Origin of the sequence: Extensimonas perlucida (assembly GCF_007655255.1) — a bacterium.
Taxonomy (GTDB): Bacteria; Pseudomonadota; Gammaproteobacteria; order Burkholderiales; family Burkholderiaceae_C; genus Extensimonas; species Extensimonas perlucida.
Map to the genome: position 1 here is coordinate 35,268 of NZ_VMYE01000005.1, position 12,024 is coordinate 47,291.

14 protein-coding genes are annotated in these 12,024 nt (G+C 64.0%); 7 read left to right on the top strand and 7 right to left on the bottom strand.

From position 1 onward, the window contains the following. Window positions 1-11: 11 nt before the first annotated feature. A complete protein-coding gene (greB, locus tag FK527_RS06245) occupies window positions 12-593 on the top strand; it encodes a transcription elongation factor GreB (RefSeq protein WP_144731177.1) in 582 nt (193 codons plus the stop codon). Window positions 594-598: 5 nt separating this feature from the next. Here the strand turns inward: greB and FK527_RS06250 are convergent, their stop codons facing one another. The 4 genes from FK527_RS06250 to FK527_RS06265 all read right to left on the bottom strand — a co-directional run bounded on the left by FK527_RS06250 (window position 599) and on the right by FK527_RS06265 (window position 4,783). After that, window positions 599-2,863: a RelA/SpoT family protein gene (locus FK527_RS06250; RefSeq protein WP_144731180.1), complete on the bottom strand. Its 2,265-nt coding sequence runs from the start codon at window positions 2,861-2,863 to the stop codon at window positions 599-601. Window positions 2,864-2,986: 123 nt separating this feature from the next. Next, complete coding sequence (rpoZ, locus tag FK527_RS06255; RefSeq protein ID WP_114482070.1) at window positions 2,987-3,190, bottom strand: DNA-directed RNA polymerase subunit omega; 204 nt, start codon at window positions 3,188-3,190, stop codon at window positions 2,987-2,989. A 19-nt stretch (window positions 3,191-3,209) separates the two neighbouring features. Then, window positions 3,210-3,830 carry a guanylate kinase gene (gmk, locus tag FK527_RS06260; RefSeq protein ID WP_144731183.1) on the bottom strand — a complete coding sequence of 207 codons (621 nt, stop codon included), beginning with the start codon at window positions 3,828-3,830 and terminating at the stop codon, window positions 3,210-3,212. Window positions 3,831-3,880: 50 nt separating this feature from the next. Further along, window positions 3,881-4,783 (bottom strand): YicC/YloC family endoribonuclease, encoded by a 903-nt coding sequence (locus FK527_RS06265; protein ID WP_144731563.1) that lies wholly within the window; start codon window positions 4,781-4,783, stop codon window positions 3,881-3,883. A gap of 91 nt (window positions 4,784-4,874) precedes the next feature. Here FK527_RS06265 and FK527_RS06270 point away from each other — a divergent pair, with 91 nt between their 5' ends. The 5 genes from FK527_RS06270 to hemW all read left to right on the top strand — a co-directional run bounded on the left by FK527_RS06270 (window position 4,875) and on the right by hemW (window position 9,609). Then, entirely contained in the window at window positions 4,875-5,873 is a 999-nt protein-coding gene (locus tag FK527_RS06270; protein WP_144731186.1) for a serine/threonine protein kinase, read from the top strand. Beyond that, window positions 5,870-6,784 (top strand): PP2C family protein-serine/threonine phosphatase, encoded by a 915-nt coding sequence (locus FK527_RS06275; RefSeq protein ID WP_144731189.1) that lies wholly within the window; start codon window positions 5,870-5,872, stop codon window positions 6,782-6,784. Before FK527_RS06270 ends, FK527_RS06275 begins: the two co-directional genes overlap by 4 nt. A 157-nt stretch (window positions 6,785-6,941) precedes the next feature. Then, on the top strand, window positions 6,942-7,670 hold the full coding sequence (rph, locus tag FK527_RS06280; protein ID WP_144731192.1) for a ribonuclease PH: 729 nt from the start codon (window positions 6,942-6,944) through the stop codon (window positions 7,668-7,670). A 45-nt stretch (window positions 7,671-7,715) separates the two neighbouring features. After that, complete coding sequence (rdgB, locus tag FK527_RS06285) at window positions 7,716-8,321, top strand: RdgB/HAM1 family non-canonical purine NTP pyrophosphatase (protein WP_144731195.1); 606 nt, start codon at window positions 7,716-7,718, stop codon at window positions 8,319-8,321. A 106-nt stretch (window positions 8,322-8,427) separates the two neighbouring features. Continuing rightward, window positions 8,428-9,609, top strand: coding sequence for a radical SAM family heme chaperone HemW (gene hemW / locus FK527_RS06290; protein WP_144731566.1), 1,182 nt, complete (start codon window positions 8,428-8,430; stop codon window positions 9,607-9,609). 117 nt (window positions 9,610-9,726) lie between these two features. Here hemW and FK527_RS06295 read toward each other — a convergent pair whose 3' ends face one another. The 3 genes from FK527_RS06295 to FK527_RS06305 form a co-directional block, all read right to left on the bottom strand. After that, window positions 9,727-10,122, bottom strand: a complete 396-nt coding sequence (locus FK527_RS06295; RefSeq protein WP_144731198.1) for a type II toxin-antitoxin system VapC family toxin — start codon at window positions 10,120-10,122, stop codon at window positions 9,727-9,729. Continuing rightward, complete coding sequence (locus FK527_RS06300; RefSeq protein ID WP_144731201.1) at window positions 10,119-10,361, bottom strand: FitA-like ribbon-helix-helix domain-containing protein; 243 nt, start codon at window positions 10,359-10,361, stop codon at window positions 10,119-10,121. Before FK527_RS06300 ends, FK527_RS06295 begins: the two co-directional genes overlap by 4 nt. A gap of 350 nt (window positions 10,362-10,711) precedes the next feature. Then, the gene (locus FK527_RS06305; protein WP_281287819.1) at window positions 10,712-11,065 is read right to left on the bottom strand and encodes an ABC transporter permease; all 354 of its coding nucleotides are present in this window, start codon (window positions 11,063-11,065) and stop codon (window positions 10,712-10,714) included. Between the two features lie 111 nt (window positions 11,066-11,176). On the opposite strand from FK527_RS06305, the gene FK527_RS06310 reads away from it, so the two are divergent. Beyond that, the gene (locus FK527_RS06310; RefSeq protein WP_144731205.1) at window positions 11,177-11,998 is read left to right on the top strand and encodes a hypothetical protein; all 822 of its coding nucleotides are present in this window, start codon (window positions 11,177-11,179) and stop codon (window positions 11,996-11,998) included. Window positions 11,999-12,024 lie beyond the last annotated feature (26 nt).

Here is a 12,024-nt window from a genome sequence, read left to right on the forward strand (position 1 = left end):
TTTTTTGCGCCATGAGCAAAGCCTTCACCAAGGAAGCCGACGCGCCAGAAGATGAAGAGCTGGCACTGCCGCCGCTGCCTGCAGGCGGCAAAAATTACATCACGCCGCAAGGCTACGCGCGCCTGCGCGCCGAACTGCTCGACTTGATCGATCACGAGCGCCCCAAAATCGTCGAGGTGGTGCACTGGGCCGCGAGCAACGGCGACCGCTCGGAAAACGGCGACTACCTCTACGGCAAGAAGCGCCTGCGCGAGATCGACCGGCGCATCCGCTTTCTGACCAAGCGCCTCGAAATCTCCGAGGTGGTCGATCCCTCGCTGCACGCGGGCAGCGACCAGGTGTTCTTTGGCGCCACGGTGACCTACGTCGATGACCTGGGAGACGAGCGCACGGTGACCATCCTTGGCATCGACGAGGCCGACAGCAGCCAGGGGCAGGTGAGCTGGATTTCACCCGTCGCCCGGGCCCTCTTGCGCGCGCGTGTGGGCGACGAAGTGCAACTGCCCACGCCGGGCGGCGTGCGCACGCTGGAGATTTTGCAGCTGCACTATCCCGAAAACCCCGCCGCAACCACCCCTGCGCCCAAAGCCTGAAGCATTCAGCCCTGCGGCGTCATGCGCACGGCACGCAGTACCGCGGGTGTGCGCCGGAGGTTGCGCAGGGCCGCCTCGAGGTGCGCCTGATCGCGCACGGCGATGAGGAAGCGCAGTTCAGTGGTTTCGAGCGCGGCTTCGTCGGGCATGTCCACGTGGATGATATCCACCTCCGCGTCGGCCAGCGCAGCCGCCACGCGCGCGAGCACGCCCTTGCCGTTGGTCACGGTGACGACGATGCCCGTCTCGAACAAGCGGGCGGGTTCGTCCGACCAATCGACGGCGATGAAACGCTCGCTGTCTTTGTCCTGCAGGCGCTTGGCCACGCTGCAGTGGGCATTGTGCACCACCAGGCCTTCACCGCGCCCTAGGTAGCCCACGATGGCGTCGCCCGGCACGGGGCGGCAGCAGCTCGCGTATTGCACCGAGGCGCTCTCGCTGCCGTCGAGCATGATCGCGCCTTGCGAGAGGGTTTCGTGCGCGGTATAGCGCTCGCGGCTCATGAGCAGGGCGTCGGGGCGATGGCCGATTTCACCCAGCAGCGCCACCAGCCGCTTGGCGACGATGCTCGCGATACGCTTGCCCAGGCCGATGTCGGTCATGAGCTCACTGCGCGTGCGGTTGCCGGTAAAGCGCAGCAGCTTGTCCCAGATCGGCTGCGTTTCGGCATTGAGCGGCGGCAACTGCGCCAAGCCCTCGGCACGCAATGCCTGGCTCAGCAGCTTTTCGCCCAGTCCTTCAGACTCGGTTTGCGCAAGGGTTTTGAGGTAGTGGCGGATTTTCGAGCGCGCGCGCCCCGTGCGCACGAAGCCGAGCCAGGCCGGATTCGGTGTGGACACCGGCGCCGTGATGATCTCGACCACGTCGCCGTTGGTGAGCTCGGTGCGCAAAGGCACGAGCTCGCCGTTGATCTTGGCCGCGGTCGCATGGTCGCCCACGTTGCTATGGATGGCGTAGGCAAAATCGACCACCGTCGCGCCACGCGGCAAAGCCATGATCTGGCTCTTGGGCGTGAATACATAGACGGCATCCGGGAACAGGTCCACCTTGACGTGATCCCAGAACTCCGCGGCGTCACGGGTTTCGTTCTGGATGTCCAGCAGCGACTGCAGCCACTTGGTGCCCAGGCGCTCGGCCGCCGTGCCATCGGCGTTTTGCGCCTTGTAAAGCCAGTGCGCGGCCACGCCCGCCTCGGCGACCACGTGCATTTCTTCGGTGCGGATCTGAAACTCGATGCTCAGGTTCGCCGGCCCCACCACGGTGGTGTGCAGCGACTGGTAGCCGTTGAGCTTGGCGATCGCGATATGGTCCTTGAACTTGCCCGGCACGGGCTTGTACATCTGGTGCAACACGCCCAAGGCGGTGTAGCAGTCCGTCACGGTGGGCACGATCACGCGAAAGCCATAGATGTCCGTCACCTGCGCGAAGCTCAGATGCTTGAGCTGCATCTTCTGGTAGATCGCATACAGCGTTTTCTCGCGGCCGGCCAGGCGCACCTTCATGCCTATGCGCGAAAAAGCCGCATCGACCTCGGCCTGCACTTTTTTGATGAGGTCGCGGCGGCGGTTGCGCGACTTGTTGACGGCCTTGGCCAGCGTGGCATAGCGCCAGGGGTGCAGGTAGCGAAAGGCCAGGTCTTGCAACTCACGGTAGGTCTGGTTGAGCCCGAGCCGGTGCGCGATCGGTGCGTAGATTTCGAGCGTTTCGCTCGCAATGCGCTGCCACTTGCTGCGCGGCATGTCGGCAAGCGTGCGCATATTGTGCGTACGATCGGCGAGCTTAATAAGGATCACGCGCACGTCACGCGCCATGGCCAGCAGCATCTTGCGAAACGACTCGGCCTGATTTTCCTCGCGCGTGTGGAATTGCAGCTTGTCGAGCTTGGTCAGGCCATCGACGAGTTCGGCCACCGTGACGCCGAAGCGCTCGATCAGGTCTGCCTTGGTGACGCCGCAGTCCTCCATGGCATCGTGCAGCAGCGCCGCCATGAGCGCGGGCGCGTCGAGCTTCCAGCTCGCGCACAGCGCCGCCACAGCGATCGGATGGGTGATGTAGGGTTCGCCGCTATTGCGCAGCTGGCCCAGGTGCGCCGCGTCGGCAAAGCGGTAGGCCTTACGCACCTGCTCAATGCTTGCGGCGTCGAGATAGTCGAGGCTGTCCACGAGCGCGGCAAAGCTCGCCGCAGCGGCATTGGCCGCGGCATTCGTGGCCGCAACCGCCCCCCCCGCAGGCGCGGGGTTTGCCGCAAGAGGATGGAGTGCCACGTTCATGCCGTCAAATGTAGCGCGCAAAGAGGGGCAGGCGCAGCCTGCAAATAAAAAGCACCGCATTGCGGTGCTTTTTATGATAGTTGCATGACAAAAAAGTGCCAGCGCTTTCCCTCAGGAAAACGCTCAGCCGGGCACTTTTTTCAGCATTTCGAGGCCGACCTTGCCCGCGGCGATTTCCCGTAGCGCCGTGACTGCGGGTTTGTTGCGGCTTTCGATGCGCGGCGCATGGCCTTGGCTGAGCATGCGCGCGCGGTACGCGGCGGCGAGCACGAGTTGGAAGCGGTTGGGGATTTTTTCCAGGCAGTCTTCTACGGTGATGCGTGCCATCGGCGTTCTCCGGGGGTGTTCAGATGATGTGCAGCGCTTGGAAGGTCTCGGCACGGGCGCGCAACTGGGCGGCGTACTTGAGGCGCTGGGCGTGCACTATGGTTTTCAGATCGAAAAGCGCACGCTCAAAGAGTTCGTTGATTATAACGTAGTCAAATTTGTGCGCCTGCGCCATCTCCTGGGCGGCGTTTTTCAGGCGCATTTCTATGATCTCGGGCGCGTCTTCGCCACGGCGCTCCAGGCGGGCGCGCAATTCTTCCCAGCTGGGCGGCAGGATGAAGATGAGCACGGCCTGCGCAAATGCCTGGCGGATTTGCATGGCCCCCTGGAAGTCGATTTCGAGCACCACGTCGCCGCCTTGCGCAATGCGCTCCTCGATGGCTTTTTTGGACGTGCCGTAGCGGTTGCCGTGCACATTGGCCCATTCGACGAAAGCCTGCGCCTGCACCATGGCGTCGAACTCTTGCGGGCTGACGAAATAGTATTCGCGCCCATGCTTTTCCTGCCCGCGCGGCGCCCGCGTGGTGTGTGAAACCGAAGGCCGCACATGCGAGTCGAGCTCGAGCAAGGCTTTCACGAGGCTGGACTTGCCGGCCCCACTGGGCGCCGAAACTACAATAATATTGCCTGGATAGTCCATGATTTATCTACACCGATAGCTATTTTATACATAGCATCAAGCGGCGGCCGTCACTCGAGGTTTTGCACCTGCTCGCGCATCTGCTCGATCAGCACCTTCATGTCCACGCTGATGCGCGTGAGTTCGAGCGCGGCCGACTTGGAGCCCAGCGTGTTGGCTTCCCGGTGCAGCTCCTGGATCAGAAATTCGAGGCGTTTGCCGATTTCGCCGCCTTTGTCCAGCAGGCGCTCGATCTCGTCGAGATGCGCGTTCAGGCGCGAGAGCTCCTCGGCCACGTCGATGCGCAGCGCAAAGGCCGTTGCCTCGGTCAGCGCGCGCTCGCGCGCCGCTTCGGGCGGGACGCTGCCTTCGACGGCAGCCATGGCCTCTTGCCAGCGCTCGAGAAAGCGCTGGCGCTGCTGTTGCACGAGCTGGGGCACGAGCGGTTGCGCCTGCAGCGCGAGCGCGCGCAACTGCACGAGCCGGTCGCGCAGCATGGCGGCCAGGCGCTCGCCCTCGCGCGCACGCGCCGCGCGCAGGGCGTCGAGCGCCTGCTGCGCGAGCTCGGACACGATGGAGCCCCAGTCTTGCGCCTGTGTGCCGGCGCTGGCGCTCAGGCGCATGGCCTCGGCCACGCTCAAAGGCGCGGCCTGCGGCAGCCAGGCGCGTATGCCATCTTGCAACACGCTGAGGCGCTGCAGCAGGCGCGGCGAAAGGTCTGGCAAGTCCACGCCGTCGCTGCTTTCGAGCGCGGCGCGCACTTCGATCTTGCCGCGTTTGAGCTGCGCGGTAAGCAGGTTACGCAACGCCGGCTCGGCGGCGCGCAACTCGTCGGGCAGGCGAAAACTCAGGTCGAGAAAGCGGCTGTTGACGGCGCGAATCTCCAGCCCCAACCCGCGCTTGGGCAAAGCCGCAGGCTCGGTTTCGCCCTCCGTGGCGCCAGGGCGATGCTGCACACTGGCGTATCCGGTCATACTGTAAACTGGCATGAGACTTTGATGGCTTGCTTGGTGATCGGGCGATTATCCTGGTTCCACGCCCCGATCCCGAACCTTTGCGCGCACCATGTCCAAAATCAAGCCGGCTCCCTTACCGTCTGGCAGCACCCTAGGCGGCTACCGCCTGCTGCGCCATTTGTCCTCAGGGGGCTTCGGCGTGGTGTATCTGGCCCAGGACGCCGAAGGCCAGCAGGTGGCGATCAAGGAGTATCTGCCCTCTTCGCTGGTCACGCGCGCGCCGGGCGAGTTGCTGCCCCAGGTGCCGCCCGAAAAACTCTCGCTGTACCGGCTGGGACTCAAGAGCTTTTTCGAGGAGGGGCGCTCGCTGGCGCAGATTGCGCACCCCGCGGTGGTCAGCGTGCTCAACTTCTTTCGTGAGAACGAAACGGTTTACATGGTGATGAACTACCTGGAAGGCGCGACCTTGCAGGACTTCATCGTCACCGCGCGCGAGCTCAAGCAACCCAAGGTGTTCCGCGAATCGACCATACGCTCGCTGTTCGACGAAGTGCTGCGCGGCCTGCGTATCGTGCACCAGCACAAGATGCTGCACCTGGACATCAAGCCGGCCAACATTTTCATTACCGACGACGACAAGGAGGTACTGATCGACTTTGGCGCGGCGCGCGAGGTGCTGTCCAAAGAAGGCAACTTCATCCGCCCGATGTATACCCCCGGCTTCGCCGCGCCCGAGATGTACCGGCGCGACAGCAGCATGGGGCCGTGGACGGATATTTACGCCATCGGCGCCTGCATCTACGCCTGCATGCAGGGCTACCCCCCGAGCGAGGCGCCGCAGCGCACCGACAAAGACCGCATTGCGCAAGCGCTGACCAAATTGCGCGGCGTGTATTCGGACAGCCTGATCGAAATCGTCGAGTGGTGCATGGCGCTGGACCCGCTGTCGCGCCCGCAGTCCGTGTTTGCGCTGCAAAAAGCCCTGAGCCGCGAGGGCGAGCGGCGCTACACCAAGCTGTCAGTCTCCGAAAAAATGCGCCTGCAGCTCATGAAGTCGGATGCCAAAAAACCCGCTGCGCAAGCCCCCGCTGGCGCCAAACCGCAATGAAATTTTCGGTATTCCAGGTCAGCCGTCGCGGCGGCCGCGCCAAGAACGAAGACCGCATGGGCTACTGCTACACGCGGGAGTCCAGCCTCTTTCTGCTCGCCGACGGCATGGGCGGCCACCCCGAAGGCGAGGTAGCGGCACAGATTGCGCTGCAAACCATCGCCCACCTGTTCCAGAACCAGGCCACGCCGCAGCTCCCGGACGTGCCGACGTTTTTGTCTTCTGCGCTGCTGGCTGCGCACCATCAAGTCCTGCGCTATGCCAACGACAAGCTCCTACCCGACGCGCCGCGCACCACGCTGGTCGCTGCCGTGCTGCAGGGGGGCGCAGCCTTCTGGATCCACTGCGGCGACTCGCGCCTGTACCTGGTGCGCGGCGGCGCGATCGCAGCGCGCACGCACGATCATTCCTACCACGCGCTGCTCGACGGCCCGCCCGCGCAGTCCAAGTATGCGAACCGCAACCTGCTGTTCACCTGCCTGGGCTCGCCGCTCAAGCCGGTCTTCGACCTCGGCGGTCCGGTGACATTGGCGCAGGGCGACCGCATCCTGCTGTGCTCGGACGGCTTGTGGAGTGCGCTCGACGACGACACCATCGCGCAGCGCCTGGGCCAGCAAACCGTGGAACATGCCGTGCCCGACCTCGTCGAAGACGCGCTGCGCAAGGCGGGCGCGGCCAGCGACAACGTCACTGCGCTCGCGCTCGAATGGGAAATGCCCGACGACTTCCCGTCTTCCATGGGCATTTCCACCGACAGCATAGGCGAAGGCGCCTTTGCCTCCACCATCCAGGCCGAGCCCCCCGATGCCCTCGAAGACGCCTTGCTGGGCGAGCTCGACGAAGCCATGATCGAGCGCTCGATCGCCGAAATCAACGAGGCCATCCGCCGCTCCGCCGAGCGCCGCCGTTGAAGCACCGCTGAAGCCATTGCCCCGGTGCCGCATCTTGCACGGCCCGCGCTCCGCCCCCAAGTGAACGAACGCCGGGCCGGCCAGCGCCGCCGCCTCGGTGGGCTGGCAGGGCGCCTTTCGCCCCACACTGCTTCACCCCTCTTTCTGAAAATTAGCCATGAGCACCATTTTTCGTAGCAATCAACGCCCCGCCGACGCCATGCGCCCCGTGCGCATCACGCGCAACTACACCATGCACGCCGAAGGCTCGGTGCTGATCGAACTTGGCAACACGCGCGTGCTGTGCACGGCCTCGGTCGAAGACAAGGTGCCGCCGCACCAGCGCGGCAGCGGCGCGGGCTGGGTCACGGCCGAATACGGCATGCTGCCGCGCGCCACGCACCAGCGCAACGACCGCGAGGCCGCGCGCGGCAAGCAAAGCGGACGCACGCAGGAGATTCAACGCCTGATCGGGCGCTCGCTGCGCGCCGTGTTCGACCTGCGGCTGCTGGGCGAGCGCACCATCACGCTGGACTGCGACGTGATCCAGGCCGACGGCGGCACGCGCACTGCGGCGATCACCGGCGCCTGGGTGGCCGCGCAGGACGCCGTGCACCAGCTGCTCGCCAGCGGCAAACTCAGCCAGTCGCCCATCCGCGAAGCCGTGGCCGCCGTCTCGGTGGGCATGCTGCAGGGCACGCCGCTGCTGGACCTCGAATACGAGGAGGACCAGCGCTGCGACACCGACATGAACGTCGTCATGACCACCGCGGGTGCCTTCGTCGAACTGCAGGGCACGGCCGAGGGCGCGGCGTTCACGCGCGCGCAGCTCGACCAGATGCTCACGCTGGCCGAAAAAGGCATCCGCGAGCTGCTCACGCTGCAACAAAAAGCGCTCTACGAGTAATAGCTGCTTGCGCTTGATACATAAGGGCTAGAGGCCAATTTGACCATGAAAATCGTGCTGGCATCGAACAACCCCGGCAAGCTCGCCGAACTGCAAGCCATGCTCGCGCCGCTGGGCGTGGAGCTGCTGCCCCAGGGCGGGCTCGGCGTGGGCGAGGCCGAGGAGCCGTACTGCACCTTCGTCGAAAACGCGCTCGCCAAGGCGCGCTTTGCCGCGCAGCACACGGGCCTGCCCGCGCTCGCCGACGACGCGGGGCTGTGTGTGGACGCCTTCGGCGGCCTGCCGGGCGTGCAAACCGCCTACTACGCCACGCAATTCGGCTACGCAAAGGGCGATGCAAACAACGTGCGCGCGCTGCTCGAACAAATGCGCGGCATCAGCAACCGCCGCGCCGCGCTCGTGAGCACGCTCGTGGCCGTGCGCAGCCCGCAAGACCCCGAGCCGCTGATCGCCGTGGGCCGCGCCGCGGGCGAGATCACCGAAGCGCCGCGCGGCAGCCACGGCTTCGGCTTCGACCCCGTGATGTACCTGCCCGAACTCGGCAAAACCTTTGCCGAGCTGCCGCCCGAAGCCAAAAACGCGCACAGCCACCGCGGCCAGGCCGCGCGGCAGATGATGCAGCTGCTGCGTGAGCGCTGGCTCGCGGGCTGAAATCCCCATGCCCACCATCCCCATCCGCCCGGCTGTGCCCGACGAAAGGCACAGCGCCCATCCCGCCGAACCCACGCCGCCCCCGCCGCGCGACCTGCAGCAGTCCATGCGCCCGGGCGTGCTGCACTTGCCCAGCCTGCCGCCGCTCGCGCTCTACGTGCACCTGCCCTGGTGCCTGCAAAAATGTCCGTACTGCGACTTCAACTCGCACGCGCTGACGGCCAGCGGGGCCGAGGCCGAGGCGCTGCAGTCGCGCTACATCGACGCGCTCGTCGCCGACCTCGAAGCCGCGCTGCCGCTCGTGTGGGGGCGCAAGGTCTTGAGCGTCTTTCTCGGCGGCGGCACGCCCAGCCTGTTCGCGCCCGAGCGCATCGAAGCGCTGCTGGGCGCGATCCGCGCGCGGCTGCCGCTGCTGCCGGGCTGCGAAATCACGCTCGAAGCCAACCCCGGCAGCTTCGAGCGCGCGCGCTTTCACGCCTTTCGCGCCGCGGGCGTCACGCGCTTGTCGGTGGGCGTGCAGAGCTTTTCCGACCGCCACTTGCAAGCCCTGGGCCGCGTGCACGACCGCGCGCAGGCCCTGGCCGCCATGCACGAGGCCGCGCAGGCGTTCGACCACTTCAACCTAGACCTGATGTACGCCCTGCCGGGCCAGACGCTCGCAGAACTGGAGCAGGACGTGCACACCGCGCTTGCCTTTGCGCCGCCGCACCTCTCCATCTACCAGCTCACCATCGAGCCCAACACCTACTTTGCCAAGCACCCGCCGCCCGCGCTGCCCGAAGACGACCTGGCCTACGCCATGCTCGACCGCATCACCGCGCTCACGCAGGCCGCGGGGCTGCAGCGCTACGAAGTCTCGGCCTACGCGCGCCCCGGCCACGCCTGCGTACACAACGGCAATTACTGGCAGTTTGGCGACTACCTGGGCCTGGGCGCGGGCGCGCACAGCAAGCTGAGCTTCGCGCACCGCATCGTGCGCCAGGTGCGCTTTCGCGACCCGCAGCGCTACATCACGCAGGCGCTCGCGGGCCAGGCCGTGGCCCAGGACGACGAGGTGCGCCGCGCCGACCTGCCCTTCGAATTCATGCTCAACGCGCTGCGCCTGCGCGAAGGCTTTGCGCTGCAAGACTATTGCGACCGCACGGGCCTGCCGCTTTCGACCATCGCCCCGGCACTGGAGCAGGCCGAACGCCAGGGCCTGATCACCCGCGACCTGGGCCACGTGCGCCCGACGGCGCGGGGGTTTGATTTTTTGAACGACTTGCTGGAGTTGTTTTTGCCGGAGTGAGCGGGCTGACCTTGATACGGGCGCGGGTTGGGCTATTTGCCGCTTTAAGCAAAAATGGCCGCTGACGCAGAACCAGCGCGCGCAAACAGCTTCTTTTTTAGGAGTTTTTTGACACCGTTAGTCCGCAGAGAGCGCGACCGCGATGTCTGGGAACGACCGTAGCACTTTGCCATCCATGGTCACGAGCTTCGTTCCGAGCGTCTTCGCGAGCGCAACGAACTCGCAATCGTATGCGGAGCATTCACTGTCGCGCACCAGTTCGAGGACGCTACGCGAGTCGACCTCGTATTCGGCGCCCGAGAGCAAATCCTCGGCCTCGCTTTGGAGCGCATGCGCCTGCTCGAACGTCAGCTTTCCGCGCCTCAGATATCCGGCCAGAATGTTGCGAAATTCGCTGCGCCAAAGCACAGGCGCGGCCCAATCAGGGTCGTGCTCCATCAGCGCCTCTGCTGCCGCCGTATATTCTCCTGGCAGGTACAGATACGCCAACACGTTTGAATCCACGACCCTCATGGACGCCCTTGCTTCTTCAAGGCGTCAATGTCGCGGGCGCGAAACTTCGTGTTTAGTCCCGCCCGCAGTTGGCGCGCACGGGCAAGTCGTTCAGTCGGGCTTATCTTGGTCGGCATAAGCACAGTCTCAAGGCACACAATGGCTTCACTGTTCAGGCTGCGACGGTGCATTTCTGCCGCGACCTTCAGCTGCTCGTATACGTCGTCCGGAATGTTTTTCAATGTCAGCGTTGTAGGCACGGCATTCACCAAGCATCATGGAACCAAAACGGTTGCATTTTACAGACTGCTCGCTGGCTTGCCGATTTGCGGGCTGACGTTGCCTGCGCTTTTGGATGGAAGTCCAGGCTCCTAGGAGCCTGTCGGACTTTGGAATCGTCGGCTGCAGATGCGCCGCAGCGGCCCATTTTTCACCGGTTTCTTGCCCCATAGCACCACTATGGGGCGGCGAATCCGGCAAAAACTGGCCTCGCTGGGCCGCATCTTCGCTTTCGACGCCCAAAGTCCGACAGGCTCCTAGGCGCGGCCGGCAACCGCGTCGCCCAGCTTCTGGGATGCCTCATCGACCAGCAGGAAGTGAAATCTTCACCCTATTTCAGGCAGAAATGACGGGCGTAGCAAGCTACGATTACAAGAGCACCCCCCCCCCGAAAACGCCGCCGCGTGAGCGCGAGCGCGAGCCAGAAGGCGCCGAGGGTGGTGAACGCGAGCACCAGCGCGGGGCGCAGGGGTTGGGCGGGCCATTGGTCCATGAACAGGGGGCGCACGAGTTCGACCGCGTTGGTCAGCGGCAGCGCCGCCGAGAGGGTGCGCACCAGGGGCGGGAGCTGTTCGCGCGGGAAGAACACGCCCGAGAGGAACATCATGGGCGAGAGCACTGGAATTGGGGTCAGAGTCCAGTTATCGCTGCGCAGCTTGGGCTGTGGCGTGGTGTTTGCTGGCATATACTGGCCGCAGAGGTGTGCTACAAGTGGGCCTCTCTGTGGAAAAATTGCGTTATACGCCGAATTTTTGAATGAGTATACGCCGCTTGCGGCGTATACTGAACGTTAGCCATGACAACAGCACTGCCATCCGTCGTCATCCTTTCTCGGTCAAGGCAAGCCCGTATGACGGAGGAGCTACTGCATGCCCTTCGCCTGATCCCACGAGAGCAACTCACCCAGTGGGGTGCCGACTCAGGAGTTTTGTTCGGTAAGGTTAGTTGGCGCCGCGCAAAAAACCTTGGCAAGTTGATCAGTCGCCTGAGTCGAGGCACAGTTGATGAAGCAACTGGCGCATATAAGGCACATAAACAAGGTAATCTTAAAGAGCACGCATCGAGCCGCGTTACAACCGCTAAAGAATCCATCGTATCCACCATCTCTAATGTCACGACATCCGTAAAGATTTTGCAGCAAGCTGTTCGCTCAAATCCAAAGCAGAACGCACCCGCCCTTGTAGTTTCAACCCTCGCTTTTTTGGCTGCATCTGGTGGCGTAGACGGTGATGGCGGAGTTCCCGACCTCGATCTGATTGCAGGCATCGATGCGCACCGATCAATATTCACTCATTCGATTCTCTCTGGCGCGGCAATCGAAACTTTCTTATTGGCCTCAGCGTCGTTTATCGGGATTGCCCATTCGTACTTGCCAGAAACGCACGATCCCATATGGGACGCTATTGCTACGCACAAGGATCAGTACGTTAGGGCCACTTCGCAAGGCGCCTCTCTGGGTATTGCTTATCACCTGTTTATTGACAGCGCGATCGAGCCAGGCGCTTATCACGATCTTCCTGGAACGCACTCTATCGAGGCGCATCAGGCTGTGGCCGGCGCGAATGCAATTGCCGAGGGTATTGATGTCAAACATAAAGCGCCAAAGCGTCATGGCTAACAATTCATTCAAGCGGAAACCGCTTC